The 21,938-nt window shown below is 73.2% G+C and carries 16 protein-coding genes; 8 read left to right on the top strand and 8 right to left on the bottom strand.

The features are described from left to right. Position 1 precedes the first annotated feature (1 nt). Genes ACBI99_RS25735 through ACBI99_RS25725 form a run of 3 tightly spaced genes read left to right on the top strand, consistent with a single transcriptional unit; the run spans position 2 to position 3,626 of the window. A complete protein-coding gene (locus ACBI99_RS25735; RefSeq protein WP_246644443.1) occupies positions 2-238 on the top strand; it encodes an acyl carrier protein in 237 nt (78 codons plus the stop codon). After that, a complete protein-coding gene (locus ACBI99_RS25730; protein WP_375073688.1) occupies positions 235-1,497 on the top strand; it encodes a condensation domain-containing protein in 1,263 nt (420 codons plus the stop codon). Before ACBI99_RS25735 ends, ACBI99_RS25730 begins: the two co-directional genes overlap by 4 nt. Further along, complete coding sequence (locus ACBI99_RS25725) at positions 1,494-3,626, top strand: N,N-dimethylformamidase beta subunit family domain-containing protein (RefSeq protein ID WP_375073687.1); 2,133 nt, start codon at positions 1,494-1,496, stop codon at positions 3,624-3,626. The genes ACBI99_RS25730 and ACBI99_RS25725 overlap by 4 nt, the downstream gene beginning before the upstream one ends. Here ACBI99_RS25725 and ACBI99_RS25720 read toward each other — a convergent pair. Both ACBI99_RS25720 and ACBI99_RS25715 read right to left on the bottom strand, forming a co-directional pair. After that, complete coding sequence (locus ACBI99_RS25720; protein ID WP_219503269.1) at positions 3,589-4,239, bottom strand: M15 family metallopeptidase; 651 nt, start codon at positions 4,237-4,239, stop codon at positions 3,589-3,591. The genes ACBI99_RS25725 and ACBI99_RS25720 overlap by 38 nt on opposite strands. Before the next feature lie 12 nt (positions 4,240-4,251). Next, entirely contained in the window at positions 4,252-5,421 is a 1,170-nt protein-coding gene (locus ACBI99_RS25715; protein WP_375073686.1) for an ROK family protein, read from the bottom strand. Positions 5,422-5,588: 167 nt separating this feature from the next. Here ACBI99_RS25715 and ACBI99_RS25710 point away from each other — a divergent pair, with 167 nt between their 5' ends. The 4 genes from ACBI99_RS25710 (at position 5,589) to ACBI99_RS25695 (ending at position 10,315) form a co-directional block, all read left to right on the top strand. Further along, a complete protein-coding gene (locus ACBI99_RS25710; RefSeq protein WP_375073685.1) occupies positions 5,589-6,914 on the top strand; it encodes an extracellular solute-binding protein in 1,326 nt (441 codons plus the stop codon). A gap of 98 nt (positions 6,915-7,012) precedes the next feature. After that, positions 7,013-7,933 carry a carbohydrate ABC transporter permease gene (locus ACBI99_RS25705; RefSeq protein ID WP_375073684.1) on the top strand — a complete coding sequence of 307 codons (921 nt, stop codon included), beginning with the start codon at positions 7,013-7,015 and terminating at the stop codon, positions 7,931-7,933. Beyond that, the gene (locus ACBI99_RS25700) at positions 7,930-8,781 is read left to right on the top strand and encodes a carbohydrate ABC transporter permease (RefSeq protein ID WP_375073683.1); all 852 of its coding nucleotides are present in this window, start codon (positions 7,930-7,932) and stop codon (positions 8,779-8,781) included. Before ACBI99_RS25705 ends, ACBI99_RS25700 begins: the two co-directional genes overlap by 4 nt. 91 nt (positions 8,782-8,872) lie before the next feature. Continuing rightward, positions 8,873-10,315 carry a glycoside hydrolase family 3 protein gene (locus ACBI99_RS25695; protein ID WP_219503290.1) on the top strand — a complete coding sequence of 481 codons (1,443 nt, stop codon included), beginning with the start codon at positions 8,873-8,875 and terminating at the stop codon, positions 10,313-10,315. Here ACBI99_RS25695 and ACBI99_RS25690 read toward each other — a convergent pair whose 3' ends face one another. The 5 genes from ACBI99_RS25690 to ACBI99_RS25670 are packed head-to-tail and all read right to left on the bottom strand — an operon-like array spanning position 10,316 to position 18,748. Further along, a complete protein-coding gene (locus ACBI99_RS25690) occupies positions 10,316-10,969 on the bottom strand; it encodes a DUF6875 domain-containing protein (protein WP_219503293.1) in 654 nt (217 codons plus the stop codon). Then, positions 10,969-12,240: an NAD(P)/FAD-dependent oxidoreductase gene (locus tag ACBI99_RS25685; RefSeq protein ID WP_219503295.1), complete on the bottom strand. Its 1,272-nt coding sequence runs from the start codon at positions 12,238-12,240 to the stop codon at positions 10,969-10,971. The genes ACBI99_RS25690 and ACBI99_RS25685 overlap by 1 nt, the downstream gene beginning before the upstream one ends. Continuing rightward, positions 12,237-13,301, bottom strand: a complete 1,065-nt coding sequence (locus tag ACBI99_RS25680) for a methyltransferase (RefSeq protein WP_219503298.1) — start codon at positions 13,299-13,301, stop codon at positions 12,237-12,239. Before ACBI99_RS25680 ends, ACBI99_RS25685 begins: the two co-directional genes overlap by 4 nt. Next, positions 13,279-14,589, bottom strand: a complete 1,311-nt coding sequence (locus ACBI99_RS25675; protein ID WP_357585242.1) for an MFS transporter — start codon at positions 14,587-14,589, stop codon at positions 13,279-13,281. Before ACBI99_RS25675 ends, ACBI99_RS25680 begins: the two co-directional genes overlap by 23 nt. Beyond that, complete coding sequence (locus tag ACBI99_RS25670) at positions 14,582-18,748, bottom strand: amino acid adenylation domain-containing protein (RefSeq protein WP_375073682.1); 4,167 nt, start codon at positions 18,746-18,748, stop codon at positions 14,582-14,584. The genes ACBI99_RS25675 and ACBI99_RS25670 overlap by 8 nt, the downstream gene beginning before the upstream one ends. A gap of 162 nt (positions 18,749-18,910) precedes the next feature. Here ACBI99_RS25670 and ACBI99_RS25665 point away from each other — a divergent pair, with 162 nt between their 5' ends. Further along, positions 18,911-20,629 carry a glycoside hydrolase family 3 protein gene (locus ACBI99_RS25665; RefSeq protein WP_375073681.1) on the top strand — a complete coding sequence of 573 codons (1,719 nt, stop codon included), beginning with the start codon at positions 18,911-18,913 and terminating at the stop codon, positions 20,627-20,629. On the opposite strand, the gene ACBI99_RS25660 is transcribed toward ACBI99_RS25665, so the two are convergent. Continuing rightward, the gene (locus ACBI99_RS25660) at positions 20,619-21,797 is read right to left on the bottom strand and encodes an ROK family transcriptional regulator (RefSeq protein WP_219503308.1); all 1,179 of its coding nucleotides are present in this window, start codon (positions 21,795-21,797) and stop codon (positions 20,619-20,621) included. The genes ACBI99_RS25665 and ACBI99_RS25660 overlap by 11 nt on opposite strands. Positions 21,798-21,938: the final 141 nt, after the last annotated feature.

Below are 21,938 nucleotides of genomic sequence, written 5' to 3'. Positions count from 1 at the left end.
GATGATCAGAGAGCGGCTCGCCGCGCTCGTCGCGGAGTCGTCCGACGGCGCGATCAGCGAGCACGAGGCCCTGACGGCGACGGTGCCGCTCACCGCGCTCGGACTGACCTCGATCGGCCAGCTCCGGCTCGTCGACGCCATCGAGACCGAGTTCGGGGTCACCGTCGACCTGACCGGCGACGGCCTCGACCTGCTCGACGACCTCGACCGGCTGGCCGGGCACCTGGCCGGACGATGACGATCCGGTTCTCCGCGCCCGACTCCGGCACCGCCCCGCTGACCTGGGGCCAGCGGGCGATCTGGGAGGCCGTCGAACGCACCGCACCCGACGACCACTACTTCAACTTCGGCCGGGTGCTGAAAGTCCCCGGCACGCGGACCGTCGCCGAGGTCACCGTCGCGCTCACCGCCCTCGTCGAACGGCACGGCTCCCTGCGCACCCTGCTCGCCGACCCCGTCGGCCAGCGGCTGGAGGCCACCGGGCGGATGCCCGTCGAGGTCACCACCGGCGACCCCGACAAGGTGATGGCCGAACTGGCCGCCACCCGGTTCGACTACCACGCCGAATGGCCGCTGCGCGTGGCGCTCGTCCTGGACGGCGACACCGTCACCCACGTCGTGCTCGTCTTCTGCCACCTGGCCACCGACGGGCTCGGCAGCGACGTGGCCCTGCGCGACCTGCGGACCCTGCTGCTGCGCGGCCGCGTCTCCGGCCCGCCCGCGCCCCGCCCGCTCGACCTCGCCCACTGGCAGGCCGGCCCCCAAGGACGGCAGGTCGCCGACGCCGCCGCCGCCCACTGGGCCGACGAGCACGCCCGCATGCCCGACACCATGTTCGCCGGGCCGAGCGGCGACCCCGCCGACCCGCCCATCCGGCGCGCGCTCCTCCGCTCCCCCGCCCTGCAACTGGCCACCCGCGCCGTCGCGCTCGCCAACCGCACCAGCACCTCCACCGTGCTGCTCGCCGCCACCGCCACGCTCGCCGGACGCTGCTCCGGCTCCGGCCGGTGCGCCATGCTGCCCATCGTCGGCAACCGGTTCCGCCGCGACACCCTCGGCATCGTCAGCACCCTCTCCCAGGAGGGCCTGTTCACGCTCGACGTCGACGGCGACTTCCCCGACGTGCTCCGCGCCGCCGCCCCCGCCGCCATGCGCGCCTACCGCAGCGCCTACCACGACCCCGCCGACCGCGCCAGGATCGTCCGCGACGAGAGCGACCGCCGCGGCACCGCCGTCCACCCCAACTGCTGCTTCAACGACATGCGCTTCGCCGACCCGGGCCCCGCCGCCTGCGCCCCCGCCGACCTCGACGCCGCGCTGCCCGCCACCGCGCTCGAATGGCAGATGAGCCAGGACAAGCTCAACTGCCGCTTCTGCGTGCACGTCACCACCGAAGGCGTCTCCCTCACCGCCGACACCCGCCACCTGTCGAGCGACGCCATCGAACGCTACCTGTACGCCCTGGAGGACCTGCTCGTCGAGGCCGCCCGCCGATGACCCCGCCCACCGGCGTCCGCGCCTACGCCACCGCCACCTCCTGCCCCCAGGGCGCACGGCTGCCGTTCGTCCTGTCCGGACCGGCGCCCGTCGAGGTCACCGACATGGCCGACGGCCGCGTCGTCCACACCGGCGACGCCGCCCCCGGCTGGGAACTGCCGATCGGCGCCGACTGGCCCAGCTCCCTCTACCGCGCCCGGTTCGGCCCCGAACAGCCGTGGCCGCCCGGCCTGCCCGGCGACACGCCGTGCCCCGACAACGAGGTCTTCTTCGTCGTACGGGAAGCCGTGCCGGCCGCGCCGATCCTCCTCAGCATCCCCTTCACCACCTGGCAGGCGTACAACCGGGCAGGCGTGCCCGGCGAAAGCGTCTACTGGACCGAGGCGCCCGACCGCGCCGCCCGCGTCACCTTCGACCGGCCCGGCTGCGGCCCGCCCCCCGAACGCTGGGAACAGGGCCTCATCGAATGGCTGCGCCCCGCCGGGTACGACGTCGCCTACTGCTCCAACCTCGACCTCCACGACGGGCTCGACCTGCTGACCCGGCACCGGATGCTCATCGTCAACGGCCACGACGAATACTGGTCCGCCGGAATGCGCGACTCCGTCGAGGAGTACGTCCGCCGCGGCGGCAACGTCGCGTTCTTCTCCGGCAACACCTGCTGGTGGCAGATCCGGCTGGAAGACGGCGGACGGACCATGGTCTGCCACCGCGACCCCGTCTCCGACCCCGTCGAGGACCCCCGCCTGGCCACCGTCGAATGGTCGGCCGCCGGCCGCCCCGAGAACTCCCTCACCGGCGTCAGCTTCCGCGCCGGCGCCGGCACCTGGGGCCCGCACATGCCGCGCATGCTCGAAGAGTCCTACACCGCGCGCTTCGCCTCCCACTGGGTCTTCGACGGCACCGGGCTGACCGACGGAGACAAGTTCGGCCAGGGCTGCCTCGGCTACGAGACCGACGCCGCCGAGTTCGAGGAGATCGGCGGCGTCCCGCGCGCCACCTGCCGCGACGGCACCCCGCCCACGTTCGTCGTCCTCGCCACCGCCGACCTGCGCCACTGGGCCGGCTACGGGCAGGGCGGGATGGCGACCATGGGCGTTTACACCAGCGGCCTCGGCACCGTCTTCACCGCCGCCACCGTCAACTGGGGCAACACCCTGCACGACCCCGTCGTCGACCGCATCACCCGCAACGTCATCGACCGGCTCTCCACCGGGGCCGGCGACCCGTGGGAGGTCATCGGGCCCGAGGCCGACATCCGCGCCCTCGCCGCGCTCGGCCGCACCCTCTACGCCGTCGACGCCTCCGGCGACCTGCTGCGCCGCGAGCTCTGCGGCCAGAACCTGCCCTGGGAGCCCGTCGGGCCGACGCCCGGCGTCCGCGCCCTCGCCGCACCCCGCGAGGCCGCCGCCGGCGTGCCCGTCGCCCTCTACGGCGTCACCGGCACCGGGCGCCTGCTCCACTTCGACGGCGCCCACTGGCACGACCTCGTCACCGCCCCGGCCGACGCCACGGGCCTCGCCATCGCCGACTGCACCTTCTACGTCACCACCGCCTCGGACCTCCTCTGGCGCCTCACCTTCGGCACCACCACCTGGCACCCCACCCCCACCCCCCAGGAGACCACCACCTACGGCGGGGCATTGGGGGACAGCGCCAGGCAGGCTCCCGGGGCCACCCTCCCCACCCAGGGGATCGCCACGTACGGGGAGCGGGCTAAGGACGGGGCGCCCTCCCTCGCAGAGACCGCCCCCACCCGGCCCACCTCCCCCCAGGAGACCGCCACCATCCGGACCGCCTCTCCCGAAGAAACCGCCACCACCAACGGCGGGCCACTGGGGGACGGTGCCGGGCCGGCTCCGGGGGACGCCGAAGGGGCCGCCGCCCCGCGCGGGGAGGGGGCTGCGGGTGGGGTTCGGGGGTTGGGGGCGATGAACGGGCGGCTGTTCGTCCTGGACGGCCGGAGGCGGCTGTGGAGCGGGGTGCCGGGTCAGGGGTGGGAGCCGCTGGAGGTGACGGTGCCCGGGACGGCGTTCGCCGCGCATGCGGGGATGCTGGTGGCGGGCGGCAGGGATCTGCCGTTGCGCCTGTTCAGATGGGGCCGTACGACGCCCGGCCGGCTCCGGTGACGAACGCCCAGTAGCGGTCGCCGTACGACCAGTGCCACCACTCGGTGGGGTAGTTGACGAGCCCGGCGGGCTCCAGCGCGGCGGCGAGGATCTTGCGGTGCCGCCGGGCGTCCTCGGAGATGTCGGGCGAGGCGGTGTAGCAGGCGCCGCCGCTGGTCTCGGGGGTGTCGTTGACGGCGGTGCCCATGTCGTACTCGGCCCCGTCGGGGTCGCAGAGGGTGAGGTCGACGGCGGCGCCGGCGGTGTGGGGGGCGACGTCGACGGGTGAGACGTAGCGGCTGGCGGCGGCGTGGAGCTCGCCGGGGGTGAGGCCGGGGAAGCGGGCGGCGAGTTCGGCGCGGTAGTCGTCGAAGATCTTCCGCTGGACGGCGATGGGCCGGTAGCCCTCGACGATCAGCAGGTGGAAGCCGTCGGGCAGGCGCCGTTCGGCGGTCTCGAGCCGGTCGAGGAGGCCGGCGCGCAGGCGGGCGTAGGCGCCGTCGGGGTCGGCCATCCGGTCGTCGAGCCGCAGCCGTCCGCGTACCTCGGCGAGGGGTTCGCCGGTGTCGGTGACGGGGATGGCGGCCACCCGCGGATCGGAGATGAGCACGATGTCACCGGGAGGAAGCCACATGGGCAAGAATTCTCACACAGTGTCGGAGAAGACCTGCTCGCGGGCCTGCTCGAGGGCGGCGACGAGGGCGCCGCGCAGCACGGGGTTGCCGGTGATGCCGGTGGTGACGACCTGGGGGCGGCTGGGGCAGACCTTGGCGACGGCGTCCTCGACCATGGCGGCGAGTTCGGTGCCGCCGGCGCGGCCGACGTCGCCGGCGAGGACGATGAGGCCGGGGTCGAGGACGACGGTGACGGCGGCGACGCCGACGGCGAGGCGGGCGGCGACGGCGGCGAGGAAGCCGGTGCGGGCGCCGGCGACGGCGGCTCTGACGATCTCGGGTCCGGTGGCGCCAGGCCGGGCGGCGAGCCCGTGTTCCTGGGCGAGTCCGGTGAGGGCGTCGAGGCCGACGAGTCGCTGGTAGGAGCCTGATTGGGGGCGGGTGACGTCGGCGGGCAGTGGTTCGCCGGGGACGGGCAGCCAGCCGATCTCGCCGGCGCCGCCGGTGATGCCGCGGTGCAGCCGGCCGCCGAGCATGACGCCGAGGCCCTGGCCGATGCCGGTCCAGACGACGACGAAGTCGTCCTGTCCGGCGGCGGCGCCGTAGCGGTGTTCGGCGAGTGCGACGAGGTTGACGTCGTTCTCTATCGTGACGGAGGCGCCGAGGGTGCGGCGGAGGCTGGCGAGGACGCCGACGTGCCAGGAGGGGAGGTCGTGGGAGAAGCGCACGTCGCCGTTGGCGGGGTCGACGACGCCGCGGGTGCCGATGACGAAGGCTTTGAGCTGGGGCAGGGTGATCCGGGCGGAGGCGCAGGCGCGCTGGACGGCGGCGTGGACGGTGGCGACGGGGTCGCGCCCGTCGGCGGGGTCGACGACGACCTCGACGACGACCTTGCCGGTGATGTCCGCCACACCGACGGTGATGGCGTCGGGCAGGACTTCGAGCCCGGCGACGTGCGCGCTGGTGGGCACGACGCCGTAGAGGGCGGCGTTGGGGCCGCGTCCGCTGGCCCTGCGTCCGGTGACTTCGACGAGGCCGCGGTCCTCCAGTCTGGCGAGGAGCTGGCCTGCGGTGACCTTGGAGAGTCCGGTGCGTTCACCCAGCTCGGAGCGGGTGAGGGGGCCTTCGGAGAGCAGCAGCTCCAGGGCGGTCCGATCGTTCAGCCGGCGTAGCAGCCGCGGGACCCCCGGGTTCCGTGTCACGGGCATTCTCCCCTCTCGTCACGATCCGCTAACGCCAGTTTCTTTTAAGAAAGTTTCTTGTTAGTTTATCACCATTCAAGACTGACGATCAGCCAGGTGCGGACCACAGGCCCAGCACCCGATGACGCAGAGACCCGATGCGATTTAGCCGGGAAGGGAGCATCCCAGTGAGGATCTCTAAGATCACGGCCACCACGGTCACCACGGCCGCCCTGGCCCTGGGCCTGGCCGCTTGCGGCGGCGGCGCCGAGCCGGCCGCCAACGAGCCGGCGGCCTCCGCCAGCGCCTCCGGCCCCAAGTGGGCGGGGCAGACCCTCACCATGTGGCGGCTTGGCGTCCCGAACGAGCCGTCCCAGAAGTACACCGACGAGCTGGTCGCCGAGTTCAAGGCCACCACGGGCGCCGAGGTGAAGGTCGAGTGGATCCCGTGGCCGCAGGTGAACGACAAGTTCACCGCCGCCGCCGCCGGTGGCGAGGGCCCGGACGTGACCGAGATCGGCAACGACCAGGTGCCGCTCTGGCAGAGCCAGGACGCCCTCGCGCCGGTCACCTCGATCACCACCTCCGGTGAGCAGGCGAACATTCCCAAGAACCTGTTCGGCCTGGAGACCATCGACGGCGAGGTCTACGCCATGCCGTGGGGCGCGGGCACCCGCGCGGTGATGTACCGCAAGGACTGGTTCGAGGACCTCAAGATCGAGGTGCCGAAGAACTGGGACGAGCTCATCGCGGCCGCCAAGAAGATCCAGGAGGAGAAGGGCAAGGACGTCGACGGCTTCGCCTTCAACGGCGGCTCCGACGCCAACCACCTCCTCGGCGCGCTGGCCTGGTCCGAGGGCGGCGAGTACGCGGTGAAGGAGGGCGACAAGTGGGTCGGCAAGCTCACCGACCCCGCCTTCAAGACCGGCTTCGAGACCTACACGGGCATCGTGACCTCGGGCGTGTCCGGCAAGTCCCGCCTCACGCAGAACACGACCGACATCCGTACCCGGTTCTCCAACGGCAAGGTCGGCATGTACCTCACCGCGTCGTGGGACATCGCCACGATCAAGGAGGAGAGCAAGGGCAAGGTGAAGGAGGAGCAGATGGCCTTCTTCCCGCTGCCCTCCAAGGCCGGCGGTGAGACCCCGGCGTTCTTCGGCGGCAACGACATCGCCGTCTGGAACGACGCCAAGAACAAGGAACTCGCCACCGACTTCGTGAAGCTGGCCACCAGCAAGAAGTGGGCGGACCGCTACGCGATGGACGGCGGCCTGCTGCCCGTCTACCCGGACACCCTGGCCTCGCTCGCCAGTGACCCGGCCCAGGCTCCGTTCGCGGCCGCCTTCGCCAAGGCCAAGGCGTTCCCGGCCGACCCGAACTGGACCGAGGCCAACGAGACCAAGGCCGTCCTGCAGAACGCGGCCCGCTCGGTCATCGAGGGCAAGGCCACGGCCGACGAGGCGCTCGCCAAGGCCAACACGGAACTCGAAGAGATCCTGAACGCGCAGTAACGATGACGAACACGTCAACGCTCGCCAGGGGCGGAGGAAATTCCTCCGCCCCTGGGCGGCGCCGCCGTAGCTCCCGCAAGCCGGGCAAGGCCAGCGGGATGAACCCCAAGCTCGTCCCGTACGCCCTGCTCATCCCGGGCACTCTGGTCATCGTGGGACTGCTGATGTACCCCACGGTCCAGATGGTCATCATGTCGTTCCAGAAGGTCACCCTCCGGGTGATCCGCGGGGCCGCCGAGCCTGAGTACGTGGGGTTCGGCAACTTCGAGGCCATCTTCAACAACCCGGTCTTCTGGTCGTCACTGCGCAACACGGTCGCCTTCGCCGCCATCACCGTCACGCTCACTCTGGTGCTCGGCACCGCGGTCGGCATCCTGCTCAACCGGCTCAGCAAGCGGATGTCGAGCTTCGTGATCATCGGCATCATGTCGGCGTGGGCCGTCCCGCCGGTCGCTCAGGGCACCATCTGGCGCTGGCTGTTCGACGCCGAGAGGGGCGTCATCAACTGGGCGCTCAACCTGCTCCCCGACTGGCTGTCGAGCCTGCTCTTCGGCCGGGCCGACTGGACGGGGCAGCCGTGGCTCAACGACGCCTGGTCGATCTACCTGGCGCTCATCCTGACCGTCCTGTGGTCGTCGTTCCCGTTCGTGGCGGTGTCGGTGCTGGCCGGCCTGCGCGGCATCCCGGCGGAGCTGTACGAGGCGGCCCGGGTCGACGGCTCGACGCCGTGGCGCACGTTCAGGAAGATCACCTTCCCGCTGCTCAAGCCGGTCTTCGCCGTCCTGACGATTCTTTCGATCATCTGGGACTTCAAGGTGTTCAGCCAGCTCTACGTGCTGATGAACGGACCGACGAACCGTGAGGCGTTCAACCTGTCGCTCTTCTCGTTCGCCGAGGCGTTCAAGGCGCCGCCCAAGATGGGCACGGGCGCCGCGATCGCGGTGGTGCTGACGGTCATCCTGCTCATCGTCACCGCGTTCTACACCCGGCAGATGGTCAAGTCGGAGGAGGTCCAATGACGCCGCTGGCGCGCAAGCGCTTCACCAAGATCGCGCTGAACTCCGCCGGGGTCCTGGTCTTCCTGTTCGCGATGTTCCCGGTCTACTGGATGGTCTCGACGTCGTTCAAGGCCAACGACCAGATCTTCACCACGGACTTCATCCCGTTCCCCACACACTTCACCTTCGAGCACATCGAGAAGGTGCTGACGGAGGGCGTGGCGGGCAACTCCATCTGGCTCTACATGCGCAACAGCGCGATCGTGGCGCTCGGCACCGTGCTCATCGGCTCGGTGTTCGCGCTGCTGGCGGCCACCGCGGTGGCCCGCTTCCGGTTCAAGGGCCGCACCAGCTTCCTGATCACGCTGCTCGTCGTGCAGATGATCCCGTCGGAGGCACTGCTCATCCCGCTGTTCCTGAACGTCAAGCGGCTCGGCCTGTACGACCAGCTGCTCGGGCTGATCGTCATCCAGGTCGGTCTCACGCTGCCGTTCGGCATCTGGATGCTGCGCACGTTCGTCGCCGCGGTGCCCAAGTCGCTGGAGGAGGCCGCGTGGATCGACGGCGCGAGCCGGTTCACCACGTTCTGGAAGGTCCTGTTCCCGCTGGTGGCTCCGGGCCTGGTCGCGACGAGCATCTTCTCGTTCATCACCGCGTGGAACGATCTCATCTTCGCGCTGATCCTGATGAACGACAGCACCGGCTACACGATGCCGGTGGCGCTGCAGTTCTTCTTCGGGCAGCGCGGCACCGACTGGGGAGCCATCATGGCCACCTCCACGTTGATGACCCTGCCGGTCATCGTCTTCTTCCTGCTGGTCCAGCGCCGCATGGTCTCCGGCCTGGTGGCCGGGGCCGTCAAGGGCTGACCCCTTCCCTTCCCGCGGGTTCCGGTACGGCCAGCGCGCTCCACCGTGCGCTGGCCGTACCCATGTCCTGCCCTGACAACGATGAGGATTCATGAGCCAGAGTGATCGGGGGCTACGCCGCCTCGCGGCGGGCACGCTGCTCGTCGCGTTCGACGGGCTGAGCGCGCCCGCCTGGGTGCTGAGGGAGCTCGAGGGCGGGCTCGGCGGCGTGACACTCTTCGGGTTCAACGTCGGCGATCCGGCCCAGCTCGGCGAGCTGACCGCCGCCCTGCGTGCCGCCGGTGAGCCGGTCATCTCCCTCGACGAGGAGGGCGGCGACGTCACGAGGCTCGCCTACCACGTCGGCAGCCCGTATCCCGGCAACGCGGCCCTCGGCGCGGTGGACGACGTGGACCTGACCCGCCAGGTCTACCGGGCGATCGGCTCGGAGCTGGCCGCAGCGGGCATCAACCTCGACATGGCGCCGGACGCCGACGTGAACACGGCCGAGGACAACCCGGTGATCGGCACCCGGGCGTTCGGCTCGGACCCGGACCTGGTGGCCCGGCACACGGTGGCCGCGGTCGAGGGGCTGCAGGCGACGGGCGTGGCCGCCTGCGTCAAGCACTTCCCGGGCCACGGGGCCACCACGGTCGACTCGCACCTGGCGATCCCGGTGGTGGACGTGCCGCTGGAGGTGCTGCGGGCCAGGGAGCTGGCGCCGTTCCTGGCGGCCGTCCAGGCCGGCACCAAGTCGATCATGACGGCGCACGTGGCGGTCCCGGCGCTGACCGGTGAGACGCCCGCCACCATGTCGCCGGCCGCGCTGACCGGGCTGCTGCGGGGCGAGCTCGGCTACGACGGCGTCGTCGTCACCGACGCGCTCGACATGCAGGCGATCACCGACAGCGTGGGGCTGGCCGGTGGCGCCGTCGCCTCGCTGGCGGCCGGGACGGACCTGCTCTGCCTGGGCCCCAAGCCGGGCTACGACGAGATCCAGAAGATCATCGCGGCGATCATGGACGCCGTCGCCGACGGGGTGCTGTCGGTGGAGGGGCTGGAGCGGTCCGCCGCCCGCGTGGCCGCGCTGCGCGCCTGGGCCGGCCACAGCTCCGGCTCGCTGCCCGAGCTGACCCGGGTCGGCCTGGACGCCGCCCGCCGCGCGGTCCGGCTCGACGGGGCGCCGGCGCCGCTGTCGGACGTGCCGCTGGTCGTCGAGGTGGACACGCCGCCGACGATCGCCGTGGGCGACGTGCCGTGGGGGGTGTCGCCGTGGCTGCCGCACGCCGAGGTCGTCCGGGTCAAGCCCGCCGACGCCTGCCCCGACGAGCTGCTCAAGCGTGCCGGGGGGCGTTCGCTGCTCGTCGTCGTCAAGGACGCGCACCGCTACGCCGAGAGCCGGACCCTGGTGTCCGCGCTGGTCACGGGCCGGCCCGACACCATCGTGATCGAGATGGGGCTGCCCGTGTGGCGTCCCGGCAGCGCCGCCTACATCGCCACATACGGCGCGGCCCGGGCGAACGCCCAGGCCGCGATGGAGCTGCTGACCGCCTGATCAGCCCTGGCGGGCGGCCGCCACCGCCTCCCTCAGCGGGGCGGGCGGCCGCTCGCCGAACCGTTCCAGGTAGGCCGCCGCGTGCGCGGGGTCGTCCTTGAGGAACGGGAAGTCGGAGGCCACCATGTGCCGGACGGCCAGCAACGGGACCGGGGAGCCCAGCGGCAGGAAGTCCGGGTTCCACAGGCCGTGCTTGGGCGGCGGGCCGGGGTAGAACTCGCCGACCATCAGCCCGGCTTCCACGTACCGGGTCTTGAGCGCGAGCTGGGCCGCGTCGATCACCGCAGGGGCGCGATCGACGGGCAGGTCCGGCAGCAGCACCAGGATGGTGCGGAACTGCGGCGAGACCCCCTCAGGGGCGACCAGCCGCTGGAACCACGAGCGGTAGCCGTCGAGCACCTCGGCGACCTGCGCCGCGTCCGGCTCCCCGGGGCAGACGGCCAGGTAGAAGGTGCCGCGGTCGAGCGAGGTCTGCGCGTACGGGCAGACCGGCCCCTTCCTGCCGAGCTCCGGGTGCGGCCGGCACAGATACTCGCGCGCCCACGTCACGATGTGGCCGAGCGGCTCCGCGTACCGCCGCACCAGTTCGTGGCCGCCGTCGAGATCGCTCACCTCGATGAGCACGCGGGAGGGATCGGTGGGATCCGTGAGCATCAGCGAACCTTCCTGGCGAGCAACAACGCGGCGAGCCCGGCGGCTCCCAGGGCGGACCAGCGCAGCAGGGCGTCCTGGCGCCTGGCACGGGCCAGCGCGTCGGCGTACGGGGTGGTGGTGTGGGAGATCATCGTGTAGAGCGGGACCCAGCGGTCCGGGAAGAGGCCCGAGAGCACCAGGTCGGCGCGCTTGCGGGCCAGGTGCAGCGGCGAGCGGACCCGGTCGCGCAGCTCGACGAAGTTCTGCCTGGACAGCTCGTCCAGGACGTCGGTGTGCGGCCGGCGGGTCCGCTCGAACTCGGCGAAGGCCGCACGCGTATCGCCGAGTCCGAGGCATCGGTCGAGGACCGTGCAGTCCTCGAGGGAGGAGTTCATGCCCTGCCCGTAGAACGGGTAGACGGCGTGTGCGGCGTCGCCGATGAGGACGACCTTGCCGCCGTCGTGCCAGGGCGTGGTGCGGATCGAGACCAGGTGGCCCACGGGCCGGTCGGCGTACTCCTTGGCCAGGTCCGGCATGAGCGCGAGCGCGTCGGGGAAGCGCTCGGCGAAGAACGCCTCCGGGTCGTCGATCTCCTCGAACCGCTCGAACGGCAGGAACAGCGTGGCCGTCATCGAGCCGTCGAGGTTGGGATGGGTGACGATGAGCCCGTCGTCGCCGCCGGGCCACACGTGCAGCGCCTCGTGGTGCTCGGGCACCTTGGGGATCGTCAGCTCCTTGTAGCCCCAGGGCAGGAACTCCTGGTGCAGGTCGGCGCGCGTGCCCCGGTGCATCAGCGTGCGCACCGCGGAGAACGCGCCGTCTGCGCCCACCACAGCGTCGGCCTCGACGGTGCTCCGGCCGTCCTCGTGCTCGACGGTCAGCGTGGGCGCCTCCTTGTCGAGGTCGACGACGCGGTGGCCGAAGTGGAAGGCGACGCCCTGCGCCTCGGCGTGGCCGATGAGGCTGACGACGAGGTCGCGGCGGCGCACGGAGTGCAGGATCTCCTCCTCGCGCCTGCCGTAGGGGTGGAAGGTGACGGCGCCGTCGGGGGCGTGCACCGCGCGTCCGCGCATGGGCACGGTGCTCGGCCAGATCTCGTGCATGAGCCCGACGTCGGTGAGCGCGCGCACGCCCCGGGCGGACAGGCCCAGGTTGATCGAGCGGCCTTCCTCGTCGTCGCGCAGCCTGGGGTCGTCGCGGCGCTCGTAGACGGCGACGCGGTGGCCGCGCCTGGCCAGGTAGCAGGCCAGCAGGCTGCCGGCGGGACCGGCGCCCGCGATGAGGATCTTCACACCGTCTCCTGTCTTGCCACGAGCAGTTCGTCGGAGCCGGGGGCGTCGAGCGGGAGCCGCTCGATCCCGCCCAGCCCGGCCGCCTCGGCCCAGCCGGCCACCTCGGCGAACGTGTAGAGGCGTCCGCCCTGGGTGGCGGCCAGGTTGAGGCTGAAGCCGCCGAGGAAGGCGGCCGTGTGGCCCTGCGTGCCGGCGGGCGGGTCGCTGTACGGCTCCAGCACGAGCAGCCGCCCGCCGGGCCGCAGCGCCCGCGCCGCCCTGGCGACCAGGCCGGCGGCGCCGTCCGGGTCGAGCCCGTGCACCACGTTGAACAGCAGGACCGTGTCGTACGCGCTGTCGAGCGCGGCCGAGTCGGCGGGCACGGTCAGGTCGCCGGGCACGAGCGTGATCCGCCCGGCCAGCCCGGCCTCCTCGACCCGCGCCCGGCCCTCGTCCAGGGCTCCGGGCAGGTCCACGACGGTCGCGGTCGTCCCGGGCGCGGCCTCGCAGAAGGCGGCGCTGTAGATCGCGTGGCCGCCGCCGACGTCCAGCAGCTTCCCGTACGGGCCGGGCACCGCCGCGACGACGGCCGGGGCCAGGCCCCGCGCCATCCCGGCCAGCATCCCCTGGAAGGTGCGCAACGTGCCGGGCCGGCGTTCCAGCCAGGCGTAGTACGGCTCGGGCGGCCGGCCGGTGCGCACCGCCTCCTCCAGGCCGGTCCACAACTCGCCGATCAGCTCGTGCCACAGTGCCAGCGTCGGCGCGAACCAGTCGCGTGGCCCGTTCGCCAGCCAGGGGTCGGCGGCCGGGCCCGGGGCGTAACCGTCGTCGTCGCGGAGCACGTACCCGAAGCCGGCGAGCGCGTCGAGGAGCACGGTGAGCGGCCCCTCGGCGACGTCCAGCTTCGTGGCGAGCTCCGCCGGGGTGCGCGCTCCGGCGGCGAGCGCGTCGAAGACGCCGAGCCGCTGCGCGGTTCCCGCCGCGCGGAACGCCATCGCGCCCACGAGGTCGATGAACCCTCCGGGCGCTTGGTTCAGGTCACGAAATATGCGTAACTCTTCAGGATCGAGATAGAGCGGCATCGGATGACTCCTCAGCGTCGGGCAGTTCCGTCTCCACCCGGCGAAGGCGCGGCTGGAGGTAGGCCAGGGGCGCCAGCACGACCAGCGCGGCCCCGGTGAGCAGGAAGATCGTGGCGATGCCGCGGCCGGGCCCGGTGCCGATGAGCTGGCCGAGGCTGCCGGCCAGCGCGCCGCCCGGCGCGAGCATCGGCTCGAACACCTGGTCGGCGAGCGGCCCGGCCGCCAGGTAGGTGAGCACGGTCGCGGCCTGGGTGAGCATGCGGACGGCGCCGAGCACCCGGCCCAGCTCGGCCGGTGCGGTCTTGAGCTGGATCAGCGTGATGCCGGTGCCCTGCACGAACGGGATCGTGAACAGGAACGCGGGCGCGACCAGGCCGATGAGCAGCGCCGACGGGCTCAGGCTGTGCAGCATGAGCAGCACGCCGCCGGCGGCGACGAAGGCGAGCAGCCCGCGCACCCGCCGCTTGGGCCCGCCCCACGCGCTCAGCACCAGCCCGCCGACGAACAGGCCCGCGCCGCCCGCGGCCATGAGCGCGCCGAGCAGCGCCGCCGAGCCGAACGACAGGATGAGCGGCTGCACGAGCACCCCGGCCATGCCGAAGAACAGGTTGTAGGCGGCCAGCAGCCCGACCAGCCAGCCGAGCCCGCGCCGGGTCCGCAGGTGGCGCAGCCCGAAGGCCAGGTCGCGCAGCCACGGCTCGGCGGGCCGCCCCTCCCCCGGCCGGGTCGCCTCGCGCGGCAGCGGCACCAGGTGGAGCACGATCCGCGAGGCCAGGAACGTCACCAGGTCGATCACCACGACCCCGGTGAGGCCGACGCCGACGAGCAGCGCCCCGGCGAGCAGCGGCGCGGCGACGCGGACGGCGTCGGCCACCTGCATGAGGCCGTTGGCCCGGCCGAGCTGTTCCTTGGGCACCAGGCTGGGCAGCATCGAGTGGTAGGCGGCCATCTGGGCGGTCCCGAAGACGGCGCTCACGGCGGTGACCACGTAGATGTGCCACACCTGGAGCTCGCCCGTGGTCAGCAGCAGGGCCAGCGCGCCGGTGGCCAGTGCGGCCCCCAGGTCGGCGGCCAGCATCATCCGCCGCCGGTCCCACCGGTCGGCCAGCGACCCGGCGAGCGGCGCGAACAGCACCTCGGGCAGCACCGCGCAGAGCGTGATGGTGACGAACTGGGTCGCCGAGCCGGTCTTCTGGAACACCCACACGCCCAGGACGAACCCGGTGACGCTGGAGGTGATGATCGACAGGAGCTGGGACGACCAGATGGCCAGGAACGTCCTAGGCATCGCGGTCTCCGATCAGGTGGGGCAGGTACACGCCGAGCAGGTCGGCGGCGGGCGGGCAGACGAGCCCCGCCTCGGCCAGCAGCCGCTCGGTCGCCGTGCAGTCGAACGTGGGGCCGGTGCTGTCGTCGCCGTACTCGGCGAAGAACGCGGGGAAGGGCGCGAGCGGCAGGCTCTCGCCGCCGTCGAGCCTGCGCCGCACCTCGGCGCGCCACTCGGCGGCGGGCGCGAGCCGCACCGGGACGCCGTGCGCGGCCAGGCCGGCCGCCAGGTCGGCGGCGCCGAGCGTGCGCGGGTTGCGGTAGTGGAAGTCGCCGGTGGCGCCGGTCCTGGCCAGGTGCCCGATGGCGGCGGCGACGTGGTCGACGGGGGCCAGGTCGAGCTCCTCGCCGTCGGGGACCGTGCCGAGCAGTGCGCAGGTGGCGATCAGGCGGCGCAGGAAGTCGTCGGAGGGCCCGGCGCCGGTGCGGCTGTCGCCGGAGATGCGCGCCGGGCGGTGCACGGTCACGGGCAGCCCGGCCTCGCGGGCCGCCGTGGCGAGCCGGTCGCCCACCCACTTGCTCTGGTCGTAGCCGAGGTGCAGGCCGGCGGGGTCGGGCAGCGGGTCGCCCTCGCGCACCACCCGCTCGCCCGGGGTCAGGTGGACGCCGAGCGTCGAGATCAGGTGCACGGGCGTGCCGCGGCGGGCGGCGAGCCTGAGCAGGGCGAGCGTGCCGTCCACGTTGGCGGCCTTGAGCGCGCGGTACGGGCGGGTGAAGTCGACCTGCCCGCCGCTGTGCACGATGAGGTCGCAGTCGACGTCGGGCAGCGGCCCGGTGAGGTCCCCTGGCTCGCAGGCGATGCGGCCGGCGAAGTCGTCGCGCCACAGCCCGTGCGCGGCGAGGTTGCGCCGCACCCGCTCCTGCGGATGGTCGCCCCTGACGAGGCAGAGCACGGTGGCGTCGGAGTGCGTGAGCAGGTCGGCGAGCAGGTGCGCGCCGAGGAACCCGGTCGCCCCGGTGAGCAGCACCCGGCGCGGCTCGCCCCGGCCGCCGCCCGGCGCCACCGTGAAGTCCGCAGGCAGCGTCGCCTCGGCGTGCAGGTCGGGCGGCCCCTCCGGGGCGCGCCCGTCGAGGGCGGCGGCGAGCTCGGCCAGGTCGGCGCAGGCGAAGAAGACCGGCAGCGGCACCCGGACCCCGGTCTCCTCCGCCAGCCGGGCCACCGCCCGGGGCGTGAGCAGCGAGTGGCCGCCCAGCTCGAAGAAGCCGTCGCGGCGCCCGGCCCGCACCCCGAGGATCTCCTCCCACACCGCCGCGACCACGCGCTCGGTTCCGGTGCGCGGGCTCTCGTACGGCGTCGCCGCGGCGGCGGGCTCGGGCAGCGCCCGGAAGTCGACCTTGCCGTGCGGCGTCAGCGGCAGCGCGTCCAGCGTGACCACGGCCGCTGGGATCATCGACGACGGCAGGCGTCCCGCCAGGAAGCCGCGCAGCTCGGCCAGCCCGACCGGTTCGCCGGTCAGGTAGGCGACCAGCCGCCCGCCCACGGCGGTGACCACGGCCTCCCTGACGGCCGGGTGGGCCAGGCAGGCGGCCTCCACCTCGCCGGGCTCGATCCGCACCCCGTTGACCTTGAGCTGCCTGTCGGTGCGGCCGAGGAAGTCCAGCGTCCCGTCGGCGCGCATCCGCACCAGGTCGCCGGTCGCGTACATCCGGCCGCCCGGCAGGAACGGGTCGTCGCGGAAGCGCTCGGCGGTCAGGTCCGGCCGCCCCAGGTAGCCCTCGGCGACGCACTCGCCGCCCAGGTGCAGCTCGCCGGGCACGCCCGCGGGCGCGGGCCGGCCGTGCCGGTCCAGCACGTACGCGCGCACGTGGGGCAGCGGGACGCCGATCGGCAGGTGCGTGCGCTCCCCCAGCTCGCCGCCGTCGACGGTGCGGCAGACGGTCGCGCAGACGGTGGCCTCGGTGGGGCCGTAGTGGTTGTAGAAGGCGACCTTGCCGCCGGTGAGCCGGGCCCAGGTGCGCAGCCGTTCGAGGGGGACGCTCTCGCCGCCGACCATCATCGTCGTCAGCGGCCCCGGGTCGACCGGCCCGGCCTCCGCCAGGTCCTCCACCCACTGCTGCCACAGCGCCGAGGCCGTGTCGACCATGGTGATGCCCAGCTCGGAGCACAGGCGCATCAGCTCGGGCCCGCTGAGCGAGACCGGGTCGGGATGCAGCACCAGCGCGGCCCCGCTGATCAGCGCCGGGAAGATGTCGCCCACCGAGGCGTCGAAGCTCAGCGGCGGCACCATCAGCACCCGCTGCCCCGGCTCGAACCCGTGCGCGTCGCGGAACGAGACCGCCAGCCGGGCGGCGCTGCGGTGGCTGACGACCACTCCTTTCGGCGTCCCGGTCGAGCCCGAGGTGTAGATCACGTACGCGGCGCCGTCGGCGGTGACCCGCCCGGACACCAGCTCGCCCGCGCCCCCGCCGGTGACGTCCAGGACGTCCCCGGGGACGGGCTCGTGCACCTCGCCCGGGACCGGCGCCACGCCGTCCTCGCCGATCACCGCCGCGCAGCCCGCCAGCATGGCGCGCGTGCGGTGCTCCGGCTGCGCGGGGTCCACGGGCACGTACGCGGCCTCGCACATCAGCACGGCGAGCACGGCCACCATGGCGTCGGGCCCCGCCTTGAGCCGGACCGCGACCAGGTTGCCCGCCCGCACCCCGGCCTCGCGCAGCTCGCCGGCCAGCACGCGGGCGCGGGCGGCCAGCTCGCCGTAGGTGAGGACGCCGCCGGGCGTGACGACGGCGGGAGCGGCGGGCGTCCTGGCGACCTGCCGGGCGATCAGCCCGTCCAGCCGGTCGGGCAGCACCAGCGCCAGCTCCTCCGGCGGCAGCATGCGCAGCTCGGACAGCCGGGCCTCAGGCCGCGCCGTCATCTCCTCCAGCAGCCGCCGCAGGTGCCCGCCCATCCGCTCCACGGTGGGGCGCTCGAACAGATCGGTGCTGTAGGTGAGCATGAACTGCAGGTGCTCCTCGAACACCACCACGTCCACGGCCAGGTCGAACTTGGCCGGGGCCAGCCCCGACACGACCGGCGTGCGCTCCAGCCCGGCCAGGTGCAGCGGATCGGGGCCCTCCTTCAGCCCTTCGCCGGGGTTGTCCAGGTTGAGCAGCGTCTGGACGAGCGGTGCCTGCCCCCGGGACGGCCGCAGCTCGGACACCACCTCGTCGAACGGCACCGCGGCGTGCGTGAACGACTTCAGCAGGCGGCGCCGCGTCCGCTTGATCAGCTCCTGCACGGTCGGGTCGCCGCCGAGGTCGGCGCGGACGGCCAGCGTGTTGATGAACAGCCCGAAGACCCGCTCGAACTCCTCCTCGTCGCGCCCGGCGACCGCCGTGGCCACGCAGAAGTCGTCCTGGCCCGAGTGCCGCGACAGCATCGCCTGGTAGGCGGCCATCAGCACGATGAACGGCGTGCACCGCTGCGCCCTGGCCAGCTCGCGCACCCGGGTCCACAGCTCGACCGGCATCCGCTGGATGACCAGGTCGCCGTGGCCGCTCGGGGTGGCGGGCCTGGGCCGGTCGGCGGGCAGCTCCAGGGCCGGGACCCCGGCCAGCTCGGTGCGCCAGAACTCCAGGTGGGCGCCGTGATCCTGTTCGCGCTGGCGGCGGGCGTACTCCGAATAGGGCACGGCCGGCTCCAGCGGCGGCGCGGGCAGGCCCGCGGCGAACGCGGCGTAGAGCGCCGACAGCTCCGGGTACAGGATGCGCTCCAGCGACCAGGCGTCGCTCACGATGTGGTGCAGCACCATCAGCAGCACGTGCTCGCGCGGCCCGGCGCGCAGCAGGCTCACCCGGAACAGCGGCCCGGCGGCCAGGTCGAAGGGCCGGTTGGAGCGCTCGGCCAGCAGCCCGGGCAGGCTCTCCCCGGCGGCCTCGACGCGCTCGGCGACGACCGGCTCGCAGGGGCGTACGACGGCCGTCGGCACGCCGTCCACCTCGGGGAAGACGGTGCGCAGCGCCTCGTGCCTGGCGGTCAGCTCGGTGAGCGCCCGCTCCAGCGCCGCCACGTCCAGCTCGCCCGTGAGCCTCTCGGCGACGGCGATGTTGTACGAGGCGTCGCCGCCGGAGAGCCGGTCGAGGAACCACAGGCGTTCCTGGCCCCTCGACATGACCGCGGCACGGCCTGCCAGCTGCATGGTGACGAGTCCCCTAACCGCGGATGTCTGACTGGGAGGTTTGACTCAATAACTCTTAGGAAAGTTTCCTATTTATTGACTGGGGTTGATGCTATACACATGGGGCGACCACAGACAAGGACCACCCGGCGAAGATCCGAGCCGGGCGCAAGGGGAGGCACGATGGGCGCGTCGATCGTCAGGAGTCCCGTACTGGCCGGGCTCGCCGACACCGTGCTGCAGCCGGGGTTCAAGGGCACGACCCTGCCGGACTGGGTGCGCAAACGACTCTCGACGGGGCTCGGCGGCATCGCCCTGTACTCGCGCAACCTCGTGACAAGTAGTCAAATACGTGACCTAACCGCCGCAATTCGGGCAGAGAATCCGGAAGTGGTCATCGCCCTCGACGAGGAAGGCGGCGACGTCACCCGGCTGGAGGCCTTCACCGGCAGCTCCCGCCCCGGCAACCTCGCCCTCGGCGTCGCCGGCGACCCCGCGCTCACCCGTGCCGTCGCCCAGGGCATCGGCCACGACCTCGCCGCCGCCGGCATCAGCCTCAACTACGCGCCCGTCGTCGACATCGACGCCGAGGACAACCCCGTCGTCGGCACCCGCGCCTTCGGCTCCGACCCCGAGCTCGTCGCCCGCCACACCACCGCCTGGGTGACCGGCCTCCAGTCAGCGGGCGTCGCCGCCTGCGCCAAGCACTTCCCCGGCCACGGCGCCACCTCCGTCGACTCCCACGACGCCCTGCCCGTCGTCCGCCTCTCCCGCGAGGAGCTCGCCGCCACCGCCCTGCTCCCCTACCGCGCCGCCATCGCCGCCGGGGTGCGCGCCGTCATGACCGGCCACCTGCTCGTCCCCGCGTACGACGAGTCCGAGCCCGCCACCACCAGCCGCCGCCTCATGGTCCAGCTGCTGCGCGAGGAGCTCGGCTTCGACGGGCTCATCGTGACCGACGGCATCGAGATGCCGGCCGTCTCCGCCCCGTACGGCCTCGGCGGCGCCACCGTCCGCGCCCTCGCGGCCGGGGCCGACGCCATCTGCGTCGGCGGCGAGAACGCCACGCCCGGCGTCGTCGGGCTGCTGCGCAACGCCATCATGGCCGCCGTCGCCGACGGCACCCTGCCCGAGGAGCGCCTGGCCGAGGCCGCCGCCCGCGTCCGCGCCCTCACCCACTGGACCGCCACGCACCTCCCGATGCGCCCGCACGCCCAAGCGGTCCACCTCACCCCGCCCCCGCTCACGAGCCCCCAGACGTCCCTCACAGCGCCCAGCGCGCCGGAGTCCACCGTCCAGCCCCCCGCAGCGCCCGCCGGCCCGGGAGCGCCGGTCGAGCCCGCCGACGCCCCTACGGCCGCCGGCGCCTCGCCTACGCAGTCGCCGGTCACGCCGCACCTCCCCGCCGCGCTCCCGCTGGCCGTGGGCTACCCCGAGTCCGCCCCGCGCAACGCGGCCCTGCTCGCCGCCCGCCGCGCGCTGCGGGTGACCGTGCACGAGCGCCCCACCGGCGACGGCCCGCCCCACGTGGTCGAGCTCGACTCCCCCGTCAACCTCGCCGTGGACCGCGCCACCCCGTGGGGCCTGGTCACCCCGCTGACCCGGCTCTTCCCCGGCACGACGAGCGCCCGCCTGGCCGACCCGGAGCCCGAAGACCTGGCCAAGGCCGTGGACGCGGCCGAGGACCGCCTCCTGGTGGTCGTCATCCGCACCGCCTACCGCCACACCTGGGTGACCGCGACGGTGGACGCCATCCTCGCCCGCCGCCCGGGCAGCGTCGTCGTCGAGCTGGGCACCCCGGGCCACGAACGCCCCGGCGCCGTCCACATCGCCACCCACGGCGCGACGAACCCGTGCAGCGAGGCGGCGGCCACCGCCATCGCGCACCTGATCAGGACGTGAACAGCTCCTCGCGGGCCTGATCGAGGGCCGCCAGGACGGCGCCGCGCAACACCTGGTTGCCCTCGACCGTGCTGGTGGCCACCTGGGGCCGCACCGGGCAGATCCTGGCGACCGCCTCCTCCACCCGGGACGTGAGCGTGCGCCCGCCCGCGTGGCCGACCTCGCCGCCGAGGACGACGAGCCCCGGGTCGAGGATCACGCACACGGCCGCCACGCCCAGCGCGAGCCGGTGGGCGATCTCGTCGAGCAGCGGCTCGCCCTCGGTGCCCGCCGCGATGGCGACCTCGACGCACTCGCCGGCGTTGGCGGCCTCGAAGCCGTGGCTGCGCGCGAGCTCGGTCACCGCCTCGGCGCTGACGAGCGACTGCAGGCCGCCGGCCAGCGACGGGAGCCTGCCCGGCGAGGTGCGGATGTCCTCGGGCAGCGGCACGCCGGGCACGGGCAGGTAGCCGATCTCGCCCGCGCTGCCCGAGCGGCCCCGGTGGAGCTTGCCGCCGAGCATGACCGCCATGCCGAGCCCCCGGCTGGACCACAGCAGCACGAAGTCGTCGAGCCCCTTGGCCGCGCCGTCGGAACGCTCGGCGATGGCGGCGAGGTTGACGTCGTTCTCGATCGTCACCTCGCGCTTGAGGTCGCCCGCGAGCGCCTCGTGGATGCCCTCGTGCCAGCCGGGCAGGTCGAAGGAGAACCGCACGTCGCCGCTGCGCGGGTCGACCACGCCCGGGGTGCCGATGACCACGCCGCGCAGCTTGGCGACGCTCACCTTGGCGCTGCGGCACGCCTTCATCACGGCCTCGTGCACGGCGGCGACCGGGTCGTCGTGCCCGTTGGGGTCGACGGCGGCCTGCGCGACCGTGCGGCCGTTGATGTCGGCGATGGCCGCGGAGATCAGCTCGGGGCCGATCTCCAGCCCGGCCACGTACGCGCTGGAGGGGATCACGGAGTAGAGGGCCGCGTTGGGGCCGCGCCCGCCGCCCTGGCTGCCGACCACCTCGACCAGCCCGCGCTCCTCCAGCCGGGCGAGCGTCTGCGAGGCGGTCACCTTGGACAGCCCGGTCAGCTCGCCGATCTGGCCACGGGTCATCGGACCGGTGGCCAGCAAGAGCTCAAGCGCGGCCCGATCGTTGATCTCCCGAAGAAGTCTGGGCACACCAGGCCGTCGCTCCACGCTTAATCCCACCGTCACATAGAAAAGGGTTGCTGGAAGTTTAGCGCTCTCACCACTCCTCTCCAGTGGTCAGGAGCGGTCTTGGATCTCATTCCCCGCTCCCGCGCTCCCCTATGCCACTAGGCATGTCCGGCTCGCCCG

It is taken from the genome of Nonomuraea sp. ATR24 (assembly GCF_041950485.1).
In the GTDB taxonomy this organism is placed as follows: domain Bacteria; phylum Actinomycetota; class Actinomycetes; order Streptosporangiales; family Streptosporangiaceae; genus Nonomuraea; species Nonomuraea ceibae.
The sequence above is the reverse complement of the archived record's forward strand: the minus strand, read 5'-3'. Positions and strand labels throughout refer to the sequence as shown.